The organism is Streptomyces sp. NPDC043908 (assembly GCF_056435525.1).
In genome coordinates, this window is sequence record NZ_JBWKEI010000001.1 from 588,997 (window position 1) to 608,258 (window position 19,262).

21 protein-coding genes are annotated in these 19,262 nt (G+C 69.7%); 14 read left to right on the top strand and 7 right to left on the bottom strand.

Annotated features, from left to right (window positions below; translation table 11 throughout):
• Positions 1 to 3: 3 nt before the first annotated feature.
• The gene (locus AC069K_RS02765; RefSeq protein ID WP_478611468.1) at positions 4 to 1,140 is read right to left on the bottom strand and encodes a histone protein; all 1,137 of its coding nucleotides are present in this window, start codon (positions 1,138 to 1,140) and stop codon (positions 4 to 6) included.
• A gap of 195 nt (positions 1,141 to 1,335) precedes the next feature.
• Between AC069K_RS02765 and AC069K_RS02770 the strand changes: the two genes are divergently transcribed.
• The 10 genes from AC069K_RS02770 to AC069K_RS02815 all read left to right on the top strand — a co-directional run bounded on the left by AC069K_RS02770 (position 1,336) and on the right by AC069K_RS02815 (position 6,151).
• Positions 1,336 to 1,710, top strand: a complete 375-nt coding sequence (locus AC069K_RS02770; protein WP_478611470.1) for a gas vesicle protein GvpO — start codon at positions 1,336 to 1,338, stop codon at positions 1,708 to 1,710.
• Positions 1,711 to 1,735: 25 nt separating this feature from the next.
• Positions 1,736 to 2,215 carry a gas vesicle protein GvpJ gene (gvpJ, locus tag AC069K_RS02775; protein WP_365109915.1) on the top strand — a complete coding sequence of 160 codons (480 nt, stop codon included), beginning with the start codon at positions 1,736 to 1,738 and terminating at the stop codon, positions 2,213 to 2,215.
• 3 nt (positions 2,216 to 2,218) lie between these two features.
• Positions 2,219 to 2,935 (top strand): GvpL/GvpF family gas vesicle protein, encoded by a 717-nt coding sequence (locus AC069K_RS02780; RefSeq protein ID WP_478611473.1) that lies wholly within the window; start codon positions 2,219 to 2,221, stop codon positions 2,933 to 2,935.
• Between the two features lie 85 nt (positions 2,936 to 3,020).
• A complete protein-coding gene (locus tag AC069K_RS02785; protein ID WP_358832608.1) occupies positions 3,021 to 3,269 on the top strand; it encodes a gas vesicle protein GvpG in 249 nt (82 codons plus the stop codon).
• Between the two features lie 18 nt (positions 3,270 to 3,287).
• On the top strand, positions 3,288 to 3,734 hold the full coding sequence (locus tag AC069K_RS02790) for a gas vesicle protein (RefSeq protein ID WP_478611475.1): 447 nt from the start codon (positions 3,288 to 3,290) through the stop codon (positions 3,732 to 3,734).
• Positions 3,731 to 4,651 (top strand): GvpL/GvpF family gas vesicle protein, encoded by a 921-nt coding sequence (locus AC069K_RS02795; RefSeq protein WP_478611477.1) that lies wholly within the window; start codon positions 3,731 to 3,733, stop codon positions 4,649 to 4,651. The genes AC069K_RS02790 and AC069K_RS02795 overlap by 4 nt, the downstream gene beginning before the upstream one ends.
• Positions 4,648 to 4,920, top strand: coding sequence for a gas vesicle protein (locus AC069K_RS02800; RefSeq protein ID WP_478611479.1), 273 nt, complete (start codon positions 4,648 to 4,650; stop codon positions 4,918 to 4,920). Before AC069K_RS02795 ends, AC069K_RS02800 begins: the two co-directional genes overlap by 4 nt.
• 61 nt (positions 4,921 to 4,981) lie before the next feature.
• The gene (locus AC069K_RS02805) at positions 4,982 to 5,323 is read left to right on the top strand and encodes a gas vesicle protein K (RefSeq protein WP_365110012.1); all 342 of its coding nucleotides are present in this window, start codon (positions 4,982 to 4,984) and stop codon (positions 5,321 to 5,323) included.
• 79 nt (positions 5,324 to 5,402) lie between these two features.
• Positions 5,403 to 5,894 (top strand): DUF2975 domain-containing protein, encoded by a 492-nt coding sequence (locus tag AC069K_RS02810; protein ID WP_478611481.1) that lies wholly within the window; start codon positions 5,403 to 5,405, stop codon positions 5,892 to 5,894.
• The gene (locus AC069K_RS02815; RefSeq protein WP_365109930.1) at positions 5,894 to 6,151 is read left to right on the top strand and encodes a helix-turn-helix domain-containing protein; all 258 of its coding nucleotides are present in this window, start codon (positions 5,894 to 5,896) and stop codon (positions 6,149 to 6,151) included. Before AC069K_RS02810 ends, AC069K_RS02815 begins: the two co-directional genes overlap by 1 nt.
• Before the next feature lie 218 nt (positions 6,152 to 6,369).
• On the opposite strand, the gene AC069K_RS02820 is transcribed toward AC069K_RS02815, so the two are convergent.
• The 4 genes from AC069K_RS02820 to AC069K_RS02835 all read right to left on the bottom strand — a co-directional run bounded on the left by AC069K_RS02820 (position 6,370) and on the right by AC069K_RS02835 (position 12,303).
• Positions 6,370 to 7,938 carry an alpha-L-arabinofuranosidase B gene (locus AC069K_RS02820; RefSeq protein ID WP_478611483.1) on the bottom strand — a complete coding sequence of 523 codons (1,569 nt, stop codon included), beginning with the start codon at positions 7,936 to 7,938 and terminating at the stop codon, positions 6,370 to 6,372.
• A 296-nt stretch (positions 7,939 to 8,234) separates the two neighbouring features.
• Entirely contained in the window at positions 8,235 to 8,396 is a 162-nt protein-coding gene (locus tag AC069K_RS02825) for a hypothetical protein (protein WP_478611485.1), read from the bottom strand.
• A 180-nt stretch (positions 8,397 to 8,576) separates the two neighbouring features.
• On the bottom strand, positions 8,577 to 10,448 hold the full coding sequence (locus tag AC069K_RS02830; protein ID WP_478611487.1) for an RNA polymerase sigma factor: 1,872 nt from the start codon (positions 10,446 to 10,448) through the stop codon (positions 8,577 to 8,579).
• A 403-nt stretch (positions 10,449 to 10,851) separates the two neighbouring features.
• Positions 10,852 to 12,303: an alpha/beta hydrolase family protein gene (locus tag AC069K_RS02835; RefSeq protein ID WP_478611489.1), complete on the bottom strand. Its 1,452-nt coding sequence runs from the start codon at positions 12,301 to 12,303 to the stop codon at positions 10,852 to 10,854.
• Positions 12,304 to 12,759: 456 nt separating this feature from the next.
• On the opposite strand from AC069K_RS02835, the gene AC069K_RS02840 reads away from it, so the two are divergent.
• On the top strand, positions 12,760 to 14,013 hold the full coding sequence (locus AC069K_RS02840; protein ID WP_478611491.1) for a sensor histidine kinase: 1,254 nt from the start codon (positions 12,760 to 12,762) through the stop codon (positions 14,011 to 14,013).
• The gene (locus AC069K_RS02845; protein ID WP_478611493.1) at positions 14,010 to 14,672 is read left to right on the top strand and encodes a response regulator; all 663 of its coding nucleotides are present in this window, start codon (positions 14,010 to 14,012) and stop codon (positions 14,670 to 14,672) included. The genes AC069K_RS02840 and AC069K_RS02845 overlap by 4 nt, the downstream gene beginning before the upstream one ends.
• Here the strand turns inward: AC069K_RS02845 and AC069K_RS02850 are convergent.
• Positions 14,642 to 16,051, bottom strand: coding sequence for a M4 family metallopeptidase (locus AC069K_RS02850; RefSeq protein ID WP_478611495.1), 1,410 nt, complete (start codon positions 16,049 to 16,051; stop codon positions 14,642 to 14,644). The two genes, AC069K_RS02845 and AC069K_RS02850, sit on opposite strands and share 31 nt — an antisense overlap.
• 439 nt (positions 16,052 to 16,490) lie before the next feature.
• Positions 16,491 to 17,075: a TetR/AcrR family transcriptional regulator gene (locus AC069K_RS02855; RefSeq protein ID WP_478611497.1), complete on the bottom strand. Its 585-nt coding sequence runs from the start codon at positions 17,073 to 17,075 to the stop codon at positions 16,491 to 16,493.
• Between the two features lie 134 nt (positions 17,076 to 17,209).
• Between AC069K_RS02855 and AC069K_RS02860 the strand changes: the two genes are divergently transcribed.
• Together AC069K_RS02860 and AC069K_RS02865 are read left to right on the top strand one after the other, a co-directional pair.
• A complete protein-coding gene (locus AC069K_RS02860; protein ID WP_478611499.1) occupies positions 17,210 to 18,055 on the top strand; it encodes an SDR family NAD(P)-dependent oxidoreductase in 846 nt (281 codons plus the stop codon).
• 96 nt (positions 18,056 to 18,151) lie between these two features.
• Positions 18,152 to 19,135: an aldo/keto reductase gene (locus AC069K_RS02865; RefSeq protein WP_478611501.1), complete on the top strand. Its 984-nt coding sequence runs from the start codon at positions 18,152 to 18,154 to the stop codon at positions 19,133 to 19,135.
• The last annotated feature ends 127 nt before the right edge of the window (positions 19,136 to 19,262 follow it).

Here is a 19,262-nt window from a genome sequence, read left to right on the forward strand (position 1 = left end):
GGCCTACCTCCGCGTGGCCGTCTTGCGGGCCGCGGTCTTCTTCGCGGCCGTCTTCCGGGCCGGGGTGCGGCCGGTGGTCTTCTTGGCAGAGGCCTTGGATGCGGCGCTCTTGCGTCCCGGGCTACTTCCCGAGCTACGTCCCGGGCTCTGCGTGGCCGTCTTCTTGCGCGGCGCGGCACTGCTCTTCTTCGCGGCTGGCTTCGACGGGGCCGTCCGGGATGCGGTGCTCTTCTTGGCGGGTGCGGACGCGCTCTTTGACGCCGTCCTGCTGCTGGCGGCTTTCCTCGTCGTCGGCTTCTTTGCCGGGGCCTTCTCCGCCGTCTTCTTCTGCGCGGTCCTCTTCGCCGGGGTCTGCTTGGCCGTGGTCTTCTTTGCCGTGGCCTTCTTGGCCGGCGGGGAGCCCTTCGCCGGGGTCTTCTCGGCGGGGGCGGCCTTCTTGGCCGGTGCGCGCTTGGCGGCTGCGGTCTTCTTCGCGGGGGCCGCCGCCCTCTTCGCGGGGGCGGGACGCGCTGCGGTCTTCTTGGCGGGGGCGGAGGTCCTGGTGCCGCGGGCGCGGGCCGGGGTGCGGGTCCGGCGCGGCGGCGGGGGAGGCGGTTCTTCCTCTTCCTCCTCGGGCTCTTCCTCCTCAGGCTCCTCTTCCTCCTCCTCTTCCGCTTCGTCCTCGGGCTCGCCGCCCTCCTCGTCTTCCTCCTCCTCGTCCTCCTCGTCCTCCTCGTCGTAACGCCCCGCGTTTACGGCTTCGTCCTCGTCCTCGTACGGCTCCTCGTCCTCGTCGGACTCTTCTTCCTGACCCTCGTCCTCCTGTTCCCGGCCGCGACCGGCGCCGCTGCGGGACAGTTCCAGGGTGCGTTCGTGGAGGGAGCCGGCGAGGTCGGTGAGCTTGCGGTTGGCGGCCGTGGCCAGCGCCTGACGGCCGGCGTCGAGGGCTTCGCCGCGCAGCTGCTCACCGAGGTCGGCGAACTGCGGCATCTCCTTGAGCCGGGACGCGCCTTCCTTGAGCAGCTGCCCCGGTCCGAGCCCGAAGCGGCGTCCGGCGAGATAGGTCGCCGCGGTGAACGCCAGGCGGCCCTTCTTCGTTCGGCCGAGTACATAACCCCCGGCCAGCGCGGCTGCGAGCGCGATCTTGCTGGTGTCCTCCATGATCATCCCCTACCAGGGCACTGACGGACTGAATGCTCGCCCGAGGGCGGCGGATGTGACGTCGTGCCGCCCATCGAGGAGTGGGAGGTCCAGCCTGGGCGGTCCTCGAAAAACTTCTGCCCCTACGGCGAGACTTATCCATGAATATGGTGACATTCTAGGTTCTGTGAGGCGGTCTTCCCAAAGGAGGGATCCATGACCGCAGCGGAACCAGCACGCCCCCGACGCGCCTCGTCGCGCGCCGCCGGTGAGGACGGAGCTCCGGAGAGCACAGCGCCCCGGCGCGCCGCACCCCGCCACCGTTCCGGCAGGCCCGGCGCGGCGGCGGCGATGCGCGCCGCGGCCGACCAGCTCGCCGAACTCCTGGGCCGTTTCCCCGAATCGGTCTCCTCGCTCAAGCCGGCCGAGGGCGGCTGGGAAGCGCAGGTGGAGGTGGTGGAGCTGGAACGGATCCCGGACACCACCAGCGTGATGGCCAGCTACCGGGTCGCGCTGGACGAGGAGGGCGAGCTGATCTCCTACGAACGCACCCGCCGCTACAGTCGCGGCATGATCGACCGGCAGACCTGAACCGTCGCCGGCGGAAGGAGGCACCATGACCATGGTGCCGCAGGGCGGCAGCCCGGTCGCGCGAGGGCAAGGGGGCGGCGGCACGGGCAGCCTCTACGACGTCCTGGAACTCATCCTCGACCGTGGGCTGGTCATCGACGTCTTCGTCCGCGTCTCGCTGGTGGGCATCGAACTCATCAAGATCGACGCCCGGATCGTCGTCGCCAGCGTCGACACCTACCTCCGTTTCGCCGAGGCCTGCAACCGCCTCGACCTCGAATCGGGCCGCAAGGCCCCCGCCCAGCTGCCGGAGGTCATGGGCAACATGCTCGAGGGCGGCGCGCGGGGAAAGACCAAGGGAGCCCTCGGCGGGGCCGCGGAGGCCGTGACCGATGCCCTGTCCGGCAAGTCGTCCAAGTCCGCGGAGCCGGAGGAAGAGGCAGCAGAGGAAGAGGTCGAGGAGGCACCCAGGCGTCGCCGGCCGTCTTCCCGGCGGCCCGTACGGCGGGAGCGGGAGAAGGAGTAAGCGATGCCCCTCTACGTGTACTCGATCACCGCCCAGGACCACCCCCGCCGCCTGGACGGCGTCAGCGGTGTCGGATCCGAACCCACAGCGCTGCGGAGCGTCGCCGCCGGCCCCCTGTGCGCCGTGGTCAGCGACATCACCGAAGAGATCCGGCCCAAACGCCGGGACCTCACCGCGCACCAGGAGGTCCAGGAGCGCCTGATGGCCGACGGCTCGGTCCTGCCGCTGCAGTTCGGGTACACCGCCACCGACGACCTCGCGGTCCGCCAGGCCCTGGAGAGCAACGCCGAGAGCTACCTCAGCACCCTTGAGCGCCTCGACGGCTGCGCCGAGTACCACGTGCGCGCGTCGCAGACCGATGAGACGCCCCTGTTGCAGCAGATCCTCGCCGATGTGCCCGAGGCACGGGACCTCAACGAGCGGATCCGCGGCGGCGACCAGGACCCGCGCCTGCCCCTGGCCCTGGGGGAACTGGTCGCCCGCGAGGTGGAGGCCCGGCAGGAGACCCTGGCCGCAGGCATCACCGAAGCGCTCGTCCCCTACGCCAGGGAACACATCGCCCGACCGCCCGCGTCTAACGATCTTCTCAATCTCTCGCTGCTCGTACCGGACGGGCAGCAGGAAGGTCTCCGCGCGGCTGAGGCCGAGCTGGCCCGCGGGATCGGCGACGGTGTCGACCTGCGGTTCTCCGGCCCACTGCCGCCCTACAGCTTCGTGTGATCCGGCACCGGCCACCGGCCGGCACCGGCACCGGCCCGACCGCATCGCAGCATCACAGCGCCACCAGGGAGAGGAGGGATACCGGATGGGACTGCTGACCAGCCTCTTCACCCTGCCCGTCGCTCCGGTACGTGCCGTCACCTGGGTCGCCCAGCGTGTGGTCGACAAGGCCGAGGAGGAGTACTACGACCCGGCACCGGTCTGGCGCCGGCTCGGCGAGCTGGAGCAGCAGTTGCTGCGCGGTGAGATCGACCAGGAGACCTTCGACCGCCAGGAGGACGAGCTGCTCGACCGGCTGGAAGAGATCTCCGAGTTCCGGCAGCAACTGCCCTGAGGACACCGGGAGCCACCCGTGAGCGAACCCCTGCCCGGCCGACCCGGATCCTTCGCCTCCCGCGCGCCGACGCCGTACGGGCAGAGCTCCTCGTCCAGCCTCGCCGACATCCTTGAGCGGGTGCTGGACAAGGGCATCGTGATCGCCGGGGACATCCGCATCAACCTTCTCGACATCGAGCTGTTGACCATCAAACTCCGCATCCTGGTCGCCTCCGTGGACAAGGCCAAGGAGATGGGCATCGACTGGTGGGAGCACGACCCGTCCCTGTCGTCCCGCCACACCGGCAGCCCCCTGGAGCAGGAGAACCGCCGCCTGCGCGCCGAACTGGAGGCCCTGCGCCAGGGACGGACGGGCGGCCACGAACCTCTGGAGACTGTGGAGAACACCGAGGAGACCGGCGGAGCTTCCGGCGGAGCTTCCGGCGGAGCACCTCGTGGGGCGACACGGAGGCGCCCGCAGTGAACACCGGACAGGACACCCTCACGTACGTGTATGCCGTCACCCGGCAGACGGAGGCGCTGCGGGGGCTCCTCGCCGACCTCCGGGGCGTCGGCCGGACTCCCGTCCTCCTGCTGGCCGCGGACCCGGAAAGCGAGCCCAGCCCAGCCGCCGGGTGCACGACTGCCGCCAGGCACGCCCCTGCCGCCGGGGCCGTTCCCGCCCCTCTCGCCCTGGTCGTCAGCCCCGTGCCGTACGAGGACTTCAACGAGGCGGCTCTCAAGGACCATTTCGAGGACCTGGAGTGGCTCGAAAGCGTCGCCCGCGCCCACCACGAGGTGGTGCAGGCCATCGCCACCCGGGAAACCGTCCTGCCCCTGCGCATGGCCACCGTCTACCGGGACGACAGCCGGGCCCGTCTGGCACTGACCGACCAACAGCCCGTCTTCGCGCGACGCCTGGCCGAGCTCGAGGCCCATACCGAATACGGCGTCAAGGTCTACCTCAGGCCCGGGGCCCCGCCGCCCGCCGCAGCCCCCGTCGGCAGCGCCGACGGGCCCGGCCCCACCACACCGGGCAAGGCATACCTACAGCGTCGTAAAGCACAGCACCACGCCCGCGAGACGGTCTACCGGGAGGCGCGGCAGGCGGCCGCGTCCGTCGAGGCGATCGCCGCCACCTACACCCCGCACCGGGTCCGTCACGCACCCCAGAGCGGAGCCCTCACTGGTCCCCGGGAAGACCGCCGGGAAAACGTCGTCAACGACGCCTACCTCGTGCCCGACGAGGACGCCGCCCGGTTCCGGGCCGACATCGAACACGCCGCCCGGGAGTTCCCCGACATCCGCGTCGAGGTGACGGGCCCCTGGGCCCCGTACTCCTTCGCCATGACAGCCGATGAGGCGGCGGACCAGGCCGGACTCGAGGGGCAGGGGCCATGACGCCTGCGGAGCCGCGCGAGCCGCTGCCCGGCCGCCAGGTCGCGCTGGTCGACCTCCTCGACCGGCTGCTCAGCGGGGGAGTGGTCGTGGCGGGTGACATCGTCCTGTCGATCGCGGACATCGACCTCGTCCGCATCTCGCTGCGCGCCCTCATCGTGTCCGTCAGCTCCCAGACGGATGACTCCCAGGCGGATGACTCCCAGAGGGATGCCTCCTTGGCGGATGCCTCCCGGGCGCACGACCTTCCGGCAGGCAGACGTGGACCGTGACCAGCCCCAAGAGCCCCGCAGCCGCGGCGCTGACCCAGGCCTGGACAGCGTGGGCGACACCATGGCGCGGGCGTTCCGGCTGGTCCAGGCGCCCCCCACCTCGCGCGACGCCAGAGCGGCCGATCCCGCCCACCGCATCCACACCGACCCCGACACCGTGGGGGAGGACCTCCTCAAACTCGTCCTCACCCTCATCGAGCTCCTGCGCCAGCTCATCGAACGCCAGGCCCTGCGCCGTGTGGACGCCGGCGACCTCACCGACGACCAGGAAGAGGAGCTCGGGGCCACCCTCCTCGCCCTCCACGACAGCCTCGCCAACCTGTGTGCCGAGCACGGTTACTCCCTGGAAGACCTGAACCTCGACCTCGGCCCCCTGGGCACACTGCTCCCGCGCGAGGACTGACCGTCCCCTGCTCGTCCCCACTTGTCGCACCTATCGAGATTCGATAGATTTACATCGCAAGTCGATGGAAGGGTGGGACATGGGAAAGCTGACCGTGCGTGCACTGTCTGCCGTGCTCTGGGTGGTGCTGGCCGGTACCGCGTTCGTACAGGTATTGATGGTGTGGACCTTGGCCGGCGGAAACGACCCGGAGGACGGATCGCTCCCGCTGACCGCGCTGCGCGTGATCGCGATCCTGGGCATGGTGTCGGTCCAGGTCGCCCTGGTCTGCGTAGGGCGGCTGGTGACGATGGTGCGACGCGGCACGGTGTTCTCCCACGCCGCCTTCCGGTACGTGGACGGTGTGATCGGGGCCATCGTGGCGATCGCGCTGCTCTGGTTCGTGGTCACGGTCATCAACGCGCCGGGCCAGCGCGAGGACCCCGGCGTCACTCTCATCATGGGCGGGATCGGTGTGGCCATCCTGGGCGTCGCGCTCATCGTGCTCGTCCTGCGGATGCTGCTCGCCCAAGCCGTCGCGCGCGACGTCCAAGCGGCCCGGATGCAGGCCGAGTTGGACGAGGTGATCTGATGCCGATCGCCGTCGACATCGACGTGATGCTGGCCAGGCGGAAGATGTCCGTGGGTGAACTCGCAGAACGGGTGGGGATCACCCCCGCCAACCTGGCGGTACTCAAGAACGGCCGCGCCAAGGCGGTGCGCTTCGCGACGCTCGCCGCGCTCTGCGAGGTGCTCCAGTGCCAGCCGGGTGACCTGCTGCGCTGGGAGGCCGAGGAGGTCGAGGAGTCCGAGGAGTTCGACAAGGCCGAGGACGCGGCAGGCGTATAGCGCGCCCTTTCGGGATCAGTCACTGGCCGGACGATGAGCCGTACCCGTCACCCGGTCCGGCGGGCAACATCACCGTGCACCGCCTGTTCGACGTACTCAATGGGCTCCCCAGGGGGCACTGAGGGTGGGCCGGGGCCCGTGGTGGTCACCTGCGATACCCCGACCGGCGGGCGGGCGCAGGTGACCACCGTCAAACAGTGGACATCACGGAGAGGACGTCAGGCCCAGGGAGAGGTCACGACCCACGTCGTGTCGTCGGCCCAGGCGGTTGCGCTGTCCCAGGCGTTCGGGCCGCCGTGGCCGGCGATGTAGGTGGCGTAGTCGTAGTGGCGGACGAAGTCACTGGGGTAGTTGGCGGACCGGAGCGAGATCCCCTGACCGCGGTGGCCGGCCTGCGGACAGAAGGTGGCGTCCAGCCGGGACAGGCCGTCACCGATGCTGTCGACGCGTAGCCGGTAGTCGTAGTGGCGCAGGTACTGTCCCGGCTTGTCGGCGGATTCGAAGGAGACGCACGAGGCGTCGCCCAGGCCCGCGCGCACGATCCAGGTGGCGGCGGCCCTGTCGGCAGCCGGACTGGAGGACGAGGTCGCGGCGATGACGGCGTTGCTGTCGGAAGCGTTGTGCCGGAGGTAGTCGTTGGTGCAGCAGGTGGTGGTGGCGCGCAGGGACACCCTGGAACCCGTGGTCGGGGCGCCCGCCACGGGGGACGCGGCGTACCGGGCCGCGTTGATGTCGGCCTGTACGGCGTTCTCGGTTGCGGCGGTCGGATAGCCGGACGTCATGACGCCCTCGTAGAAGGTGCCGGCGGAGCCGTTGCTGTTGTCGCCGCCGATGCCGAGGATGATCGCCCCCTCCTTCTTCATCGGGTTGTACCCGGTGGCGTTGGGGCGGGGACCGTCGTACGAGGTGGACAGGCCGCCCGACTGGGCGTTTCCGGACCGGATGGCCCAGTGGTTCGGTTCGCCCTTGACGACGGCGGTGAGGAACCGGTGGCCGACGCTGGGATTGTTGGCGTTGTAGCCGCGGTTGACTCCGGAGAACAGGCCGTTTTCGAGGTCGGCCATGACCCAGGGGCCGTTGCCCGTTCCGTAGCCCCAGCTCTTGCTGTTGCCGAAGTAGATGGTCTCCATCGTGCCGTTGCCGTTGTCCCGGCTGTTGGTCTCGGCGTTTCCGTAGTCGAAGCAGCAACCTCCGTTGTAGTGGGTGCCGTCGAGGACCGCGTACATGCCTTCCGGCCGGTCGCCGGTCGCGATGCCGTTGGTGTTGTTGTTGCGATACCCGGTGCCAGGCGCGATGAAGACGCCGTACGCCTTGTGGCCGCCCACGGTGACGGGCGCGGCGGAGGCTTCCGCGAGGTTGTCGTAACCACCCGCGGCGGGGCCCTGGAACCCTCCGGGCGGCGCCTGGGTGAGGTGGTTGCCGCGGCCGGACTGGTCGTAGAGAACGGTGATGAGGCAGCTCGTCCCGGCGCAGAACGCGTCCTGCGCGGCGGCGTCGGCGTAACCGCCCGCGCCGAGGGCCCCGATGTCCCGCACGGAGCCGTCCGACGCGCGCTTCACCTGGTACAGGCGGCCGCTGTAGGCGGAGTACAGGGCCCGGGTCGTGCTGTGCGCGGCCACACAGGGTGTGCCGCCGGCGGCGTACAGGTCACAGGGCAGCGACCCGGCGGCCGCGGCCCTGCTGCCGGCGGACACCTGCCCGCCGAGCAGAGCCGCGGCCATGGCCAGCACGAGTGCCAGCAGAGCGAGCGGCCTGGCCGGCCTTGAGCGAACCAATCCCACAGACATGGTTTCTCTCCCGGAGGTGGGTGAGGAGGGCACCGTTCACCGGGGAAGGTGAAGGAGCCCGAGAGTCATGCTCATGACATGCAATTGTTCGAGGTTTCGAACGATGGTCGCAATTACGGACGAGGATTGATGATTGGGTAACTCCCTACGGCTGTCAACACTTTGCACGCGTTCGACCGGCGCGGGCCGCCCCGCACCGGTCGATGTCGCCAACGGGGTATCTGTGCAACGCAGTCGGGTCGGCGGACCGGGTCTGCGTCGGCGGATCAGAGCTGCGTCAGAGGACCACGGCCACGTCAGCGGATCAGATTCCGCAGGACGGGCACGCTGCCACCGGCGGTGAACAGACCCGCGAGAATCGCGCCGGCTACGCGGCCGTTGCCCAGGAAGGTGAGGCCGCCGACCACGAGCCCCATGATGAACGCCGTCAGGAGGACGAGGGCGGTGTGCATGGTCACGAAGGGACTGGGTGGCGGTGACGTGCGGGGCGGGATCGGGGAAGGTACGGAACTCACGTGCTGCTCCAGAGGCAGGATAGGAGACGGGATGACGATGAAGTGAGAGAGCTCCTGTTGGCTCCTGTTGCGTGCGGCGTCTGTTCGGGGCTCGGCGGCCACAGGGGCCGGGACGCCCGTGGGTCAGCCGGGCTCGCCGCACTCGTACAAGGGCAGTTTGCCGAGGTAGGCGTCCGTACGGTGCCCGAGCGTGTCCACCGCGACGGCGGTGAGTCGCAGCTTCACGGTCTTCAGAGGCTTGGGCGTCGCCCGGTAGTCCGGGACGTCGAAGCGGATGGCGCCTCCGTCGGCAACTCCGGCGTCCGATACGTACGTCCCGTCGGTGGGGTGTTGGATGTACAGCGTCAGGTGGGAGATGCCCGAGGGGTCGGACGCCGCGAGCCACACGCGGTAGGTGGTGGGTGTTCCGGCTGGGCCACAGGTCTGCATCTGAACGCCGTGGTAGTCGAGGACCACCTGCCCGACCGCGTCCGTACTGATGCGACTGAGGGACACCGCGGGGCCGGTGGTGTCGGGCGGCGGGACGACTAGACCCGCGTCTTCGCTTTTGCGGGAGTCGCTGTGGGAGCTGTTGGTGCCGTCGACGTTACCGTCGCCGTGACTCTTGGCCAGGCCGCGGTCGTCCGGGCGACCCTGGTCATCACTCCCCTTGTTGCCGGCGGTCTTGCCGTGCCCGCTTCCGCTGTTGTCGTCCCCGCCGTGACTGTTGTCTTGGCTCTTGCCGGTCTGGGAGCCATGGGAACCGTTTCCGCCGCTGTCGCTGCCGTCGGGGTTTCCGTTGCGGTCCCTGTCGCCGGCGCTGTGACCGGATGGGTCACCGCGTTTGCCGACGTCCTTGATCGATGGGTTGCCGGTGTGGCCACCGGGACTGCCGGAGCTGCCCGGGACAGTGTCGGAGGGGGCGACGATGCCGGGTGCCAGTGCCCGCAGAGGTCCCGCGAAGTCCGACCCGCTCTTGTGCAGGGCCACGCCCACGACGAGTCCGGCGACGACGCATGCGCCGATCGTTGTGGAGACACGGTGCTTTGTGCGGCGCGAGGGCTGCTGGTGTGAGTACCACGCTCCCACAGGCCGGTCGAGCGGGTTCCGGCCAGTGCCGTCACGCCGTGTCCCGCGACCGTCGCTGCCAGCGGCAGCGCGTGACGTCCAGGAACCACCGGTACGTCGTAGCTCGCGTACACGCGCCTTTGCTCCGGTGTCTTCCGTCCCCAGCTCGTCGCAGACGTTACGGATTCGGTCGCGCATGGCGGGAGAGGGAAGCAACACCGGCAGCGTCCAGACGAATTTGTGCTGCGAGGGTGCTTCCCACTCCGTCCGAAGCCGTTGGCATCCCGGCTCCTCACATCCCTTCAGGTGCGACTCCACGCTCGCCATCAGGGCAGGGGTGACATGCGTCGCCGAGCTGGCCAGTTCCTGCCTCAGCTCCGGGCACTCGACCGACGCTGCCTGCCACCGCATCACCAGGAGCGCGGCCTGCGCGCTCTTCTGCGCCCGCACCTTCCTCTGGGAGAGCGTGTTCTCAGCGATCCTCAGCTCTCGGGCCTGCTCCCTCGTGGACCGTCCAGTTACTGTTTGCTCCAATGCCAGTTCCAGGGTCTGGCATTCGCGCTCGTTCAGGGCCGACAGGATCCCGTCCCACAGCTTCTGGGCGGCCAGTTGCTCCTCTGCCTGCCGCAGAGGCACACAGGTCTCCGGATCGGGGTCCCACAATTTGCTCAGTCCCCTGCGCTCCGACGCCAGTTGCCGGATCCTCGTCGCCACCAGGTTGGTGACGGCCTCCTTCAGCCATGCGCGCGGATTCGCGACCGGCTTCCTGGAACGCAGCAGTGCCTCGTACGCCTGCGCGACCACGTCTTCAGCCTCGGCCCACTGTCCCGCCCCCAGCCTCCGCCGGGCGACTACCTTCAGCCACTTGGTGGCGGACCAGAGGATCTCCGTGGCTTCGGAGTCCCCCTTCCGGAACCGCTCGACGAGTTCGCCGTCATCCATGGTCATCGCTTCCCGCCTCTCTTCCCTGGTCGATCACACCGTCCTTGAGGTGCGTCATCGACAATGAGGTCGCATGGGCCGCCCGAGGTCTGACAGCTGGCACCCCCATATTTTCTGGAGAAACGGTTTCCCAGCGGTTTTCCGGTGCCATGCAAGGAATTTGCGGTACATCGCCCGTCATGCCGTGTGGACGTTGACGGAAGACGCCTGATGAGGATTCCGGGGTCCGCTGTAGACGGACCATCCCGGCGCTTGTACGGCAGGTAGGCGCGCGGGTTGTGCGCCGGGGCTCGTCAACGTGGTCCGGTATCACCCGCGGAGCGAAGCGGAGCGGGACGCGGCCAGGACCGGCCCGCTCCCCACCTTTGGGCGGCTCCTGATCCTCTGGGGGAGCGGTCCCTGCCTCCGCTTACGCCCGGCCCGGCCGGTAGACGCTCAGATCACCGTAAGTTGCCAGCACCCCGGCCACGTCCCCGGGTTGGTGCCGCAGCGTCGCGTTCAGGAAGGCGAGTGTGGTTGCGGCGACCACGTGGGGGCTTTCGGTGCGGCCCAAGGAGCCGACCATCGACGGCACGGGGGGCAGGTACAGGGGGGCGTCCATGAAGGTGAGGTGGGCGGCGCCGGGGATGGTGAGTCGGTAGCTCGTGGAGGTGCTGAGCTTGAGGACCTGGGTGAGGCGCGGTATGTAGCGCGGGTCGGTTTCCGTGCCGACGGCCTGGGTGAGCGCGAGTGCCGGCTGGTGGAAGGGGAGCAGGGCGGGGTCGCGGGGGTAGCCGTCCAGATTGATGACGGCGGCGAACCGGCGGTCCTGGCGGGCTGCTTGCAGGGCGGCACCGCCCCCCAGGGAGTGGCCGGTCACCGCGGCCCGGCCGGTGTCGAGACGTCCCGTCAGCGGGCTGTCGATTTCGCCTCGGTCCATGCGGCCCAGCTGGGTGAGGACGAAGCTGAGGTCCGCGGCTCGCACCTTCGTGGTTTCGACGGCTCGCCTGTCGTCTTCGTCGTCGTCGCCCGTGGAAGCGATCTTGGTGTTGATCGTTCGGCCGTCGGTGAGGACGACGGCGGCGGAGTCATACGGGTGGTCCAGCGCTGCGACCACGTAACCCTGGCTGGCCAGCTCCTCCGCCCAGGCGGTGTTCTGTGTGCGTACGCCTCCCAGTCCTGGGGAGAACACCACGAGCGGGAACTTCGCGTCAGCGCGGGCCACCGGGGCGTCGAAGACCGCGTGGGTGTGGGCACGCGGGACACCGTCGACCAGGAAGCCGGGCAGGCCGGTATAGCGCGCGAGGGCATGGGAGACCGTGCGCGCCTCCTGCTCCGTACGGCCGAGGTACTGCGCTCGCGGCGAGCCGGCGGGCATCTTCCGCGCGGGGTACCAGAGCTGCACCACGACCGTGCGCCGGTCGCCGGGTTCGGGAGTGGCGGTCTCGGAGCGGTTCGGGTCGGTCCACTGCATCACGCGGGTGCCGACGGCGAAGTGGCCGGTCGGCGTGGGGAACACGGGGACGGGGAAGGCCCAGGCGGCAACGGGACCCGTGGCGATCAGGGCGACGCAGGCGACCGATCCCGGCAGCGCGAGCCACCATCGGGCCCGTCTCACCGGCCGGCCGGTACGTCGGCGGAACAGCGGAGAGACGGCGAACGGCAAGGCGAGGGCGGCGCCTGCCAGCACTGGCAGCATCTGCCAGCGCAGCCCCACCGCACTCAGCACGGTCGCGGACAGGACGAAAACCGCTCCCGCCGCGATCGTGACGGATGGGCGGACGGCGGGGGGAAGCCAGCGCGCCAGCACCAGCGTGACGGCGCCCAGCAGAGCAAGCGTTTCCAGGGGAGACATGTGCAGTCCCGTGATGATGTCGGTCACCCGCCCATCCTCGGCACGGACCACACACCGTCACATCGGCCCCGGGTCGCCGGCGCGTGCAACCGGAGTCGCACTCCCAGGGTTCCCCGTGTGCGATCCCCGTCGCATCCAGGCATGTCACGGGTGCAACCGGAGTCGCAATCGAACGCGGCAGGTCAGCGCTGGCTTTGCGACCACGGGAGGGGGTCGGACTCCTCCTGCGGTCGTACGTCGGCACCGCGCCGTCAGACGCTGGACTCATGCGTGCGCACCGGCCCGCGGCCTACGGTGACAGGGCCGCGCGCGGTACGCGCCGGGCAGTGCGGGTCCTCCCCATTCCGTGTTCGACCCGGCTCCAGCTGTACGAGGTGGCAGTCCCGAACCGGGGCCATGATGACGTTGAGTCGACAGGAACATGTGATGGCCGAGGCGGCTGTGGAAACCGGCAGTACTCACTCGACTCGCCCGATTCACCCGGTGGGTTTCCGAGACCGGGTGCTGCGCTCCTCGATGGCCGTACGACTGACCAGGTGTGCCGGCCTGGCCGTCGCACGGGCGGCGCGCCCGATCAGTGCGGCTCGGCGCCGCTGCTCCCGGGTGCCGCCCATGGTGGGGGATTCGCTGCTGCCGGCGCTGCTCCTCCTCAACGTCGTGACCACGTTCGAGCCGCACGCATGGCCCGTCGCCCTGACCCTCACCGCGGCTGTCGCGCTGCCCCTGGTGTGGCGGCGCCGGGCCCCGCTCACGGTGTTCGGCGTCGTGGCGGCCGCGGCCTTCGTCCAGTGGCTGATGGACGTCCAACTGCTGGCGGACGTCGCCCTGCTGGTGGCGCTCTACACGGTGGCCGCGAACGCGGGTCGGCGCGGCACACTGGTCGCCGGTGCCGTCGTGGAGACGGGAGTCCTGCTGGCCTGTCTGCGCTGGGTGGCGGAAGACGCGTTTCCGACCCCCTTCGTGGCGGTGACCGCGATGGTCGTCGCCGCCGCCGTCCTGGGCGTGAACATGCGGACCAGGGGCGACTACCTCGCGGCCGTGGAGGAACGGGCCGCCCGCCTGGAACAGGAGCAGGACCAGCAGGCGCGGCTCGCCGTCGCCGAGGAGAGGACACGTATCACCCGGGAGATGCACGACATCGTCACCCACAACCTGTCCGTCATGGTCGCTCTCACCGACGCCGCCCTTTACGCGCAGCACCGGGCGCCCGACAGGGCCACCACCGCGATGCTCCAGATCTCGGAGACGGGGCGGCAGGCCCTCACCGACATGCGGCGGTCCCTGGGCGTCCTGCGGGCCGACGAACCGGACGCGGAGCGTCACCCGCTGCCCGGCATCGCACAACTGCCGTCCCTCGCCGACCAAATGGCCGCCGCCGGGTTGCCGACCCGTCTCGACGTCCGCGGCGACCACACCGGCATTCCCGCCACCGCGCAACTCACCGTCTACCGCTTGGTACAGGAAGCCTTGACCAACACCCTGAAGCACACCCCACCGGGCACGCACGCGGAGGTCCGGGTTCGGTGCTCGGCCGAGACCGTCACCGTGGACGTCACCGACAACGGCCCACCACCCCCACGGCCCGGCGCCACCCCGTACGGCGGGCACGGCATCGCGGGCATGCGCGAGCGCGTGGCGGCCTACGGGGGAAGCGTGCGGGCAGGACCGCTCCCGGCCGGCGGCTGGGGAGTTCATACCCGTCTCGACCTCGGCAGCGGAGAAGGGCGACCCACATGACGATCCGTATCCTGATCGTCGACGACGAAGCGCTGCTCCGTATGGCCTTCAGCACGGTTCTGGAGGCACAGTCCGACATGGCACCGGTCGGCGAGGCCGCGGACGGCAGCGAGGCCGTACGCCTTGCCAGGGAACTGCGGCCCGACGTCGTCCTCATGGACGTCCGGATGCCCGGGACCGACGGGATCGAAGCGACCCGACGGGTGATGCGCGCCTCTCCGCAGAGCAGAGTGCTGATCCTCACCACCTTCGACCTCGACGCATACGCCTTCGCAGGACTCAACGCCGGGGCCTCCGGTTTCCTGCTGAAGAACACCAGGCCCGAGGAACTGCTCACCGCGATACGCAACGTGGCCGCGGGCGACGCGGTGGTCTCCCCGCGGATCACCCGCCTGCTGCTGAAGAACCTCCGCGGGCACATCCCCGAGGGCGGCCCCCCTGGCCCTGACGAGCGGCTGCGACGGCTCAGCCCCCGCGAGCGCGAGGTGCTCATCGAGGTGAGCCGGGGCCTGACCAACACCGAGATCGCGACCACGTTGCACCTCGCGGAGGCGACAGTGAAGTCCCACCTGGGGCGCATCCTGCACAAGCTCGAACTCCGCGACCGGATACAAGCCGTGATCTTCGCCTACGAGAGCCGTCTCATCCACCCGGCATGATGCGATGGGCCCGCTGCCGGCGTGCCGGCCGTCCCAGGGCGCCCCGGTCCGAACACGTGGCCCCCGCGTGGCGCGTTCACGCGTCCATGCTGGTCAAGGCCCGGCAGGTCATGTGGCTCCTGGGCCTCGTGGTCCGGTCCGCGGGCGGCGCCCGCCGAGGGGCACTTCTTGCCCTTCAGCGCGGCCACGTCCTTGGCCAGCCCCGTCAGCTGGGTGGTGAGTACGCCGATCTGCTTGGACAGGGCTGCCAGGGCGTCCGTACTGCTGGTGCTGCCGGCACTGCCGTTCCGGTGAGCGCGGCCGCGCCCGCGGACGACACCGGCGGGGACCCCGCTGATCTGGATGCCCACCTCGTGCCACGCCGCCAGGACGGCCAACTGCTCGGTGCTGTTGTCGCCGTACAGTTCCGCGGCCTTGTGGTAGGTGGTGTTCGCGAATTCCTGGAACTGGGTCTCGGCGCTGGAAGCCCTGAGGGATTCGTACCAGATGGCTCCGGCCGCCTCCCACGCGAATCCACCGATGCCCGCGGCGGTCAGGTAGAACGCCTTGTTGGGAATGCCGGAGTTGATGTGCACCCCGCCGTTGTCGCCCCTTTCGGAGCTCGGCAGATGGACGAACCTGCTCATGTGGTCGGGCTGGGGGTCCTTGCCGAACAGGGCGTTGTCGTATGCCTGGCCCGGGGCCTTCATCGACCGCAGGGCGTCGGCGTCGATCCCGGGAGTGAACACATCGGGACCGATCAGCCAGTCCGCCTCCTCGACCGACTGCTTGAGCGACCACTGTTTCACCAGCGACCCGAAGACATCCGAGGCGGATTCGTTCAGGGCGCCCGGCTGGTCGTGGTAGGCGAGCCCGGCGGTGTTCTCGGTGACTCCGTGGGTCAGTTCGTGGGCGATGACGTCGAGGGACCCGGTGAAGTCGGTGAAGATCTTTCCGTCCCCGTCACCGAAGACCATCTCCTGCCCGTCCCAGAAAGCGTTGTTGTACTCCACGCTGAAGTGGACGTATCCGTCCAGGCGCATCCCGCGGTCGTCGATGGAATCGCGGTTGAACACCTCGTGGTAGAAGTCGTGCGTCGTGCCGAGGCCGTTGAACGCCCGATTGACCGCGTCGTCCGTCGACGCCGGCCCGTCTTCCGGTCGGGCCACGATGGCCGAGGGAAGCATTCTGCCGTTCTGGCAGTCGAAGACGGTCCGCCGTCCGTTGCCGGGCGTGGTGACGCCGGAGAATCCCGCCCGGATCGCTCGCTCACCGCGCAGTCCGGCGGTGGTCAGCAGGGTGTCCAGCGCTGCTCGGTGGACTTCGTCGTTGTCGCTGCGCAGGAGCTTTTCCAGAAGCAGCGGAGGGATGATGCAGCTGATGCGGCGGGTCCTGGTCATGGGGTGCCTCGTGCGAGGAGGAGCGGTCGCGTGGGCTCGCTCATCGGGTGTTCCGGTGTGGTTGTTCTGCGTTGATGATCTGCGTGTTCCAGAACAACCCTGGGTCGACGCCGCCCACTCCCGCCGGGACAGGCGCGCGCTCATACCGGGGCAGGGTCGGCGGGGGTGCCGTGGCCGAACGGCCGCGTCCGGCGCCTGTTTCGAGGGCGAGGTGGCGTACGGTCCGCGGCTCTGCCGTACGCTCGCGGCCCTCGCATCCGCTGGGTGGATGACCGCAGCGGTGAAGACGTGTCTCCTTCGAGTATCCATTCGTGGGCTGCGACTTGCACTCCGAGCGGGGCGGGGAGCCGCGCCCCTTCGTCCGACGGTGGACCTTCTCCTGCGGTCGTCGAGTGGCCCCGCCGTGGGCGCTGGTACGGAGAAGGGTATTCGCACCCCGTCAGGCGTCGACCCCGTCCGCTCCGTACCGAAGGCCGTCCAAAAGCAGGTCGAGGAGGCGGTCGGCCCGTTCGCGCTGGTCGGGGGCGCTGGTGATCAGTGCGACGCCGGCCAGGCTGAAGCCGACGTCGAGGGGGTCGACGTCAGGGCGTACCAGACCGGCGTCCGCGCCGGCGTGCATCAGCGTGGTGAGCGCGGTGCCGAGCTTGTCGAGGGTTTCGGCGAAGGGGTCCGCGCCGGATGCGACCGCGGCCCGCAGCGCGTCCGCCATGCCCTGCTTGGCGGCCACGTAATCGATGAAACGGTCCATCCACAGACGGAGTGCCCGGTCCGGCGCATGATCGGCGAGGAGCGTCGTGGCGCTGTCGCAAACCCGCGCCAGCTCGTTGCGGTAGGCCGCCTCGACCAGGGCCTCACGGGTGGGGAAGTGGCGGTAGAGCGTGGCCGAGCCGACGCCCGCAGCCTTGGCGATCGTGTCGATCGCCACGTCGGGGCCCTTCTCGGAGAAGGCGCGCACGGCTGCTTCGAGGATCCGCTCGCGGTTGCGGCGGGCATCGGCACGCAACACGCTCGGCTTGCTGGTCAAGTTTGTTCCCTTCGTCGGGGGACCAGTCTAACTGGACAACCGGGGAGTTCCCCGTTTACCTTGAAGGCATAACTGGGGAACTCCCCGGTTACGGGTTTCCGCCCGTCGTGCCCCCTGCAAGGAAGACCTCCTCCATGACCTCCCCGAAGACGGTTCTGATCACCGGTACGTCCTCCGGTATCGGCCTGGCCGCCGCGATCGGCGCCGCCCGTGCGGGCTGGACGACCCTCGCCACCATGCGCGACACCGGCAAGGCCGAGGCCCTGCTCAGGGCCGCCGCCGATGCGGGTGTATCGGACCGCGTCCAGGTCAAGCGCCTGGATGTGACCGACGCCACCGGTATCGCGAGCTGCGTGGACGAGGTCGTCGCCGAGCACGGCCGCCTCGACGCGCTGATCAACAACGCCGGTGCCGCCCAGGTCGGCACCATCGAGCAGAGCAGCCTCGACGACGTCCGCACGGCCATGGAGGTCAACTTCTTCGGCGTGGTAGCGGTGACCAAGGCAGCCCTGCCGCATCTGCGGGCGTCCAAGGGCCGGGTGATCACCGTCACCAGTGTCGGCGGCGTCGTCGGCCAGCCCTTCAACGAGGCGTACTGCGCGGCCAAGTTCGCGGTCGAGGGCTTCATGCAGTCCCTCGCCCCCGTCGCCGCCACCGTGGGCGTCGATGTCACCGTGGTCGAGCCCGGCGCCGTGGCCAGCGAGTTCGTCGCCAATCTGGGCCTGGACATCCCCGAGCAACTGGCCGCCGCCGGGCCCTACGGCCCGGCGCTGGAGGCCTACCTCAACCGCACCAGCCAGTCATTCGCGGGCGCCCAGACCCCCGCCGAGGCAGCCGCCCCGATCATCGAGGCACTGACCGCCGCCCACCCGCCCTACCGTATGCAGACCTCGCCGTGGGCCCGCGATTTCGTTGCCACCACCCTCACCGACCTCGACGGCTCCGCCGTCCAGAACCTCACCGGTACCTGGGTGCGCTGAGCGCTTGGGGAATCCCGTACGTATGGCCCACCCCACCCGTCCCATCCACCCCTCACGCACCACGGGCACGACCCGAAAACAGCAAGGAAGATCACCATGGAACTCCGCACCCTCGGCAACCGGGGCCTGACCGTCTCCGTAGAAGGACTCGGCTGCATGGGCATGAGCGCCTTCTACGGCCACACCGATGAGACCGAGTCCCTCGCCACCATCCACCGCGCACTGGAACTGGGTGTGACTCTGCTGGACACGGCCGAGAGCTACGGCCCGTTCCTCAACGAGAAGCTCCTCGGCAAGGCTCTCGCGGGCCGCCGTGACCAGGCCGTCCTCGCCACCAAGACCGGAATCGAGTTCAGCGACGACGGGACGCTCCGCGGCCAGAACGGAAGCCCCGCCTACCTCCGCCACTCCCTTGACCGCTCCCTGCGCCACCTGGGCACCGATCACGTCGACCTGTACTACTTGCACCGGGTCGACCCCCGGGTGCCGGTCGAGGAGACCGTCGGAGCGATGAGCGAGCTGGTGGACGCCGGCAAGGTCCGTCACATCGGCCTGTGCGAGGTCGCCCCGCAGACCATCCGCCGGGCCCACTCCGTCCACCCGATCACGGCGGTCCAGACCGAGTACTCGCTCTTCGAGCGCGGCATCGAGGACGACGGGGTCATGGCCACCCTGAACGAGCTCGGGATCGGTCTCGTCGCCTACTCTCCGCTCGGACGCGGGTTCCTCTCCGGCGCGATCACCAGCCCGGACGACTTCGCCGCCGACGACTTCCGTCGCACCGACCCGCGCTTCCAGGGCGAGAACTTCGACCGCAACCTGGCCGTCGTCGACCAGGTCCGCCGCATCGCCGCCGCCAAGCAGGTCTCGCCGTCCCAGCTGGCCCTCGCCTGGGTGCTTCGTCAGGGCGCGGTCGCCATCCCCGGCACCAAGCGCCGCCGCTACCTGGAGGAGAACGTCGCCGCCACCACGGTGACGATCACCGACGAGGAGCTGGCCGCCATCGACGCGGTCGCCCCGCGCGGCATCGTCTCCGGCGACCGCTACGCTCCCGAGCTGATGCAGACCCTCAACGGCTGAGCGGGGCACGGAAGTTACCCGTGCTCACCTACCGGCGAACCTCTACGGGTCGGCGGCATGCGATCCCGTCGGCCCGGAGCGCCAAGCGCCGGGACGGGCTCACCGGATGCGGCGCTCAGAGCCCGGT

Coding starts and splice junctions, on each gene's coding strand:
- AC069K_RS02765 (WP_478611468.1), bottom strand. CDS start 1,140: ATGGAGGACACCAGCAAGATCGCGCTCGCAGCCGCGCTGGCCGGGGGT.
- AC069K_RS02770 (WP_478611470.1), top strand. CDS start 1,336: ATGACCGCAGCGGAACCAGCACGCCCCCGACGCGCCTCGTCGCGCGCC.
- gvpJ (WP_365109915.1), top strand. CDS start 1,736: ATGACCATGGTGCCGCAGGGCGGCAGCCCGGTCGCGCGAGGGCAAGGG.
- AC069K_RS02780 (WP_478611473.1), top strand. CDS start 2,219: ATGCCCCTCTACGTGTACTCGATCACCGCCCAGGACCACCCCCGCCGC.
- AC069K_RS02785 (WP_358832608.1), top strand. CDS start 3,021: ATGGGACTGCTGACCAGCCTCTTCACCCTGCCCGTCGCTCCGGTACGT.
- AC069K_RS02800 (WP_478611479.1), top strand. CDS start 4,648: ATGACGCCTGCGGAGCCGCGCGAGCCGCTGCCCGGCCGCCAGGTCGCG.
- AC069K_RS02805 (WP_365110012.1), top strand. CDS start 4,982: ATGGCGCGGGCGTTCCGGCTGGTCCAGGCGCCCCCCACCTCGCGCGAC.
- AC069K_RS02810 (WP_478611481.1), top strand. CDS start 5,403: ATGGGAAAGCTGACCGTGCGTGCACTGTCTGCCGTGCTCTGGGTGGTG.
- AC069K_RS02815 (WP_365109930.1), top strand. CDS start 5,894: ATGCCGATCGCCGTCGACATCGACGTGATGCTGGCCAGGCGGAAGATG.
- AC069K_RS02820 (WP_478611483.1), bottom strand. CDS start 7,938: ATGTCTGTGGGATTGGTTCGCTCAAGGCCGGCCAGGCCGCTCGCTCTG.
- AC069K_RS02830 (WP_478611487.1), bottom strand. CDS start 10,448: ATGACCATGGATGACGGCGAACTCGTCGAGCGGTTCCGGAAGGGGGAC.
- AC069K_RS02845 (WP_478611493.1), top strand. CDS start 14,010: ATGACGATCCGTATCCTGATCGTCGACGACGAAGCGCTGCTCCGTATG.
- AC069K_RS02850 (WP_478611495.1), bottom strand. CDS start 16,051: ATGACCAGGACCCGCCGCATCAGCTGCATCATCCCTCCGCTGCTTCTG.
- AC069K_RS02860 (WP_478611499.1), top strand. CDS start 17,210: ATGACCTCCCCGAAGACGGTTCTGATCACCGGTACGTCCTCCGGTATC.
- AC069K_RS02865 (WP_478611501.1), top strand. CDS start 18,152: ATGGAACTCCGCACCCTCGGCAACCGGGGCCTGACCGTCTCCGTAGAA.